At 60.2% G+C, this 4,060-nt stretch carries 5 protein-coding genes; 2 read left to right on the top strand and 3 right to left on the bottom strand.

Going from position 1 to position 4,060, the window contains the following annotated elements; genetic code table 11:
* Positions 1 to 260 precede the first annotated feature (260 nt).
* The 3 genes from VGY55_21055 to VGY55_21045 all read right to left on the bottom strand — a co-directional run bounded on the left by VGY55_21055 (position 261) and on the right by VGY55_21045 (position 2,978).
* Complete coding sequence (locus VGY55_21055; protein ID HEV2972474.1) at positions 261 to 2,087, bottom strand: AMP-binding protein; 1,827 nt, start codon at positions 2,085 to 2,087, stop codon at positions 261 to 263.
* A gap of 95 nt (positions 2,088 to 2,182) precedes the next feature.
* Complete coding sequence (locus tag VGY55_21050) at positions 2,183 to 2,422, bottom strand: acyl carrier protein (protein HEV2972473.1); 240 nt, start codon at positions 2,420 to 2,422, stop codon at positions 2,183 to 2,185.
* Positions 2,328 to 2,978 carry a CatB-related O-acetyltransferase gene (locus VGY55_21045; protein HEV2972472.1) on the bottom strand — a complete coding sequence of 217 codons (651 nt, stop codon included), beginning with the start codon at positions 2,976 to 2,978 and terminating at the stop codon, positions 2,328 to 2,330. The genes VGY55_21050 and VGY55_21045 overlap by 95 nt, the downstream gene beginning before the upstream one ends.
* 333 nt (positions 2,979 to 3,311) lie before the next feature.
* Here VGY55_21045 and VGY55_21040 point away from each other — a divergent pair, with 333 nt between their 5' ends.
* Positions 3,312 to 3,662 carry a transposase gene (locus VGY55_21040; protein HEV2972471.1) on the top strand — a complete coding sequence of 117 codons (351 nt, stop codon included), beginning with the start codon at positions 3,312 to 3,314 and terminating at the stop codon, positions 3,660 to 3,662.
* Positions 3,638 to 3,880, top strand: a complete 243-nt coding sequence (locus tag VGY55_21035) for a hypothetical protein (protein ID HEV2972470.1) — start codon at positions 3,638 to 3,640, stop codon at positions 3,878 to 3,880. Before VGY55_21040 ends, VGY55_21035 begins: the two co-directional genes overlap by 25 nt.
* Positions 3,881 to 4,060: the final 180 nt, after the last annotated feature.

Raw genomic sequence — 4,060 nt, 5'->3', positions numbered from 1 at the left:
ACCCGATTGAGCAGCGCACGGGGATTACTTCTTGACCCCGGGGACGCGCATCAATTCGCGAGGCCAGGAATGGTAAGCGATCAAATGAGCCTCGCCAGAAAGGCGCGGCCGGATCGCAAGTCTCAGACGACGGGGGCTCCGTTCCGGGCGCCGAGACTCTGGCCTGGGACGACGTTACTAGCTTGGCCGCGGCTCTTCGAGCGAAATCGATTGGCCGTATCGTTCCGCCTCTGGCCGACGGCGCTGAATGTCACCGCCGCCTAGACGGCTCCGATGTCTGCCGGGATGGGGCCAAATCGGCCGCTCAAATACGATTGGCGATTGCAGTCGCGGGCGAGTTTTCCGGAGGTCGATTTGCGAAGTGTCCCTCGAGGAACGACTCGCGCGTCGAGTAAGTCCACATCCAATTGGGCCGGAATTGTCACGCGAACTCTTCTGACCAGGTCCGCCCACAACGCTTCCGGCTCGTCGCTTTCGCAGAGCAGCACCAATCCTTCTGTCGCCAATGAGCGTTGCGTAACGCCAAAACAGACGACGCGGCCCGGATGAATCTGCGGCACGGCGGACGCCACTTGTTCGACGTCCTGTGGATAGATGTTCTTGCCGCCGACGATGATCAAATCCTTTCGCCGTCCGGTGATGTAGACGTGTGACTGTTCGTCCAGATAGCCAAGGTCACCTGTGTCGAAAAACCCCTGATCATCGAGCAGGTCGGCGTTTAAGTCGTCGCGGCGGAAATAGCCGCTGAAGAGAAATGGAGAACGGATCATCACGCGGCCGGCAACTTCGACCGGCAAAGACCGGCCAACCTCGTCGACGATTCGGATTTCGCAATCGGGCAAGCAACGGCCATTACTGACGTGGATTACGGTCGCCAGAGGCGAATCGTCGATACCGCCTGCCGGAACGACAGCGGTCGAATTGAGGTTTTGCGGTGCGATCGCCGGATCGAACGGCCGGTCGTTCGGATTATCGTCTGGCTTGTCGCCAATACTCGATAGGCAACGGTCATTCGAAACAGCGCGATTTTCTGATTGCCAAATCGCTCGGTCGATTCGCCGAAATCGCGGCGGGCATTCGGCGTCGGTCGTGCTCACCGCGAACACGTTCTCGGCCATGGCGTAGCAGGTCTGCAACGCTTCCGGCCGAAAGCCGGCGGCGGCAAATTGCTCGCAAAAAGCTTGCATCGCCTCAGCGGTCACCGGTTCCGAGCAATTCACCAGCGCGCGAAGTGACGACAATTCGTAACGGCCCGGTTCCAACTTAGTTCGGCTGGCCAAAAACGCGAACGCAAAATTCGGCAGCCATGCGATCGTCGAACGCAGTTGCGTAACGGCATCCAGCAACAACGCCGGATTGACGACCCATTCAAACGGCGAAAGCCAGACGACCGGGACACCGTGCCAAAGCGGGTTCACGAAACAGGCGATGAATCCCATGTCGTGATACAAGGGAAGCCAGGTGGCGATGCAATCGGACTCCGTGAGCCGCAGTCGCCGGTTGTAGCTCTCGGCGTGCCGGTGCACGGCTTGGTGCGACAGCATCACTCCCTTTTGTAGCCCCGTCGTGCCCGACGAGTGCTGCAACAGCAGAGTGTCTTCCGGCCGGGAAACAACTCGCGGGGGAATTCCCCGAGCGCAGCCCGTCCAAGCGTTGGCAGCGATTTCATCGAAGCAGTGCCAACGGCGGATGGTGGATAACGGCCGCTCGAGTTTCAGACGTGGATCGGCGACTACGCCCCAACTGTCGATGCGGCTTAGCAACTCGCCGAGCCGCGCCCAATAGATTTCCTTGTCGGTTCGCACGCTGGGCTCGGCCAACACGGTCGGAACGGCGCCAAGCCAGACGCATCCCAGCCAAACCGGGTAGAAATCGATATGGTGGGTCCCAAGAAAGGCGACGATGTCACCGCGGCGCAGACCCTGCGATGCGAGGAACGTGGCGGCGCGGCCGGCCCCGGCAGCGATTTCCCCAAACGACCTCCGTTCCATCGCCGTCCGCCGCGAAAAGATCTCGACGCAAGTGCGGTCCGGCGCGCTGTCGGCATGTTGCAGAACGGCGGCGAGGATGTTGGTCGGGTTTGCCACGAGCTGCGATCGGTTAGGGTGGAACTCATCATCGAGCCACGAGCTGCGCGCAACGCCTCGGGATGCCGCTTACCGATGTCAACTGCCGGCTCGTGTCATTGGCCACGGATCAGCCGAAACATTTGCTCGGCCGTATCGAAATTGTCAACGCCGATCGCAGCCGGATCGATCGACGCACCAAACTCGTGCTCGATCTCCGTCAGCAACCCGGCCAGGCCGAAGCTGTCGATCAACCCGCCGCTAAGAAGCGGCGTGTCGAGTCGAATCGGGAATTGGATTCGCAGTTGGCGCCGCAAAAGACTGATGAGGTCCTCGGGCGTGGTGTGAGTGGACATCGTTCGAGTCCTTCTGCGGAGAAAAATGTTCCACGAATTCGTTGATCGGTCGATAGAACCATTCCACATCAGCTCGCAGTTTCGCCTCGGGCCAATCCCACCAGGCGATGCTCAGCATCCGCTCGATGACCGACCGGCTGAAGCGATAGCGAATCACCTGAGCCGGATTACCGGCCACAATGGCATAGGGAGGGACGTCGGAGAACACGGCGGAATAGGCCGCCACCACGGCGCCGTGGCCGATGTTCGCGCCCCCCATGATCGTCGATCGCCGACCGAGCCAGACATCATTGCCGATCGTGGTCGTGCGGGTCCCTTGATAGCAGCGATTCGGCTTGGGACGGCCGAGGAAGAAAAAGTCAAACGGATAGGTCGAGGCGATGTCGGAGCGATGATTCCCGCCGGTGCAGATGAACACGTGGTTCCCGATCGAGCAAAAGCTGCCGATGACGATCTTTTCTCCGGGGACCCAAGTCTTAAACTCGAAATCCTCAGGGAAATAAGTGAAGCGACCAATCTCGATGTTATCCCGTACGATCGGTTCGGGGTTCATCATGAGCATCGTGCTCCGAGAGAGTCGAGGCTCGCTTGGCCGGGTCAAATTAACAACCACCGGCTCGGCGGCTGAACGACCGAGGCATACATCGCGCCTTTGGTGTGAACCCGTCGCCAGTTCAAACGCATTGCGGTCGCAATCTTATCAGGGCGGTCCCTCTGCGCCTCTAGCAATTGCCGGCCCAAGAGATTTTGGGCATCGACGAATCGCCGACCAAGGAAAGCCGGGCCAAAGCCTGGTTGTGGACCTGCGTGGCCCGACGCTTCACGGTGTTCGCGCAGCGCACGACGCGAGCCGCCACCGAGCGAGTTGCTCGGCGCGGAGTTTCGCGGCGTGGTGACCTGCGACCGGGCCAAGATGTACTGGACGCTGGACCGATTGCAGTGGTGCTGGGCCCATTTGAAACGCGACTTTCAAGCCCTCATCGACAGCGGCGATCCGCAAGCGAAGCGGCTGGGACATGAGTTGATGCGGCCCACGCGGGAAATGTTTCATTCCTGGGCGCGTTATCGTGACGGCACTCTTTCTCATCGTGGACTCAAGCGCGTGATGCAACCAATCTGCCGGAAGGTGGAAAGCCTGCTGCTGCGCGGGACCTTCAGCGGCAACCCGCGAATTGGCGGCATGTGTCGGGAACTTTACGACCATCGCCAGTGGCTGTGGACGTTCCTGGAGGTCGACTGACCAACAACGCGAGCGAGCGGGCCTTGCGGCACCCCGTGATTTGGCGGAAGCTGTCGTTCGGTACGCAAAGCGCGGCGGGCAGTCGGTTCATAGAGACGATGCTGACCATCGTGGAAACCTGCCGTCAGCAAAGCCGCAATGCTTTCGCCTTCATCACTTCGGCCGTCAAGGCGAGTTTCGCCAACCAATCAGCCCCCTCGCTCCTCGCCGGACTGTGACCGGTTACCTACGCGTGTCCTCTAAAATCGAAAGATCAAGGGTGCATTCCTTACTTTGCGCAATCAGGCGGCGGTCTGGTAGCGGTTGCTGCCGTTTTGACGGGATTGCCAGCGTTGCCAAAAACGTTCCATCGGCTGGCTGTCGCTGAGCGTATCGGCTCGTAATTGCAGAACTGCTTC

The organism is Pirellulales bacterium (assembly GCA_035939775.1).
Lineage (GTDB): Bacteria > Planctomycetota > Planctomycetia > Pirellulales > DATAWG01 > DASZFO01.
This window is presented reverse-complemented; position numbering and strand designations above follow the sequence as displayed.

Bases quoted from the DNA above. Each gene is read 5' to 3' on its own strand.
- VGY55_21045 (HEV2972472.1), bottom strand. From the start codon at position 2,978: ATGATGAACCCCGAACCGATCGTACGGGATAACATCGAGATTGGTCGC.
- VGY55_21050 (HEV2972473.1), bottom strand. From the start codon at position 2,422: ATGTCCACTCACACCACGCCCGAGGACCTCATCAGTCTTTTGCGGCGC.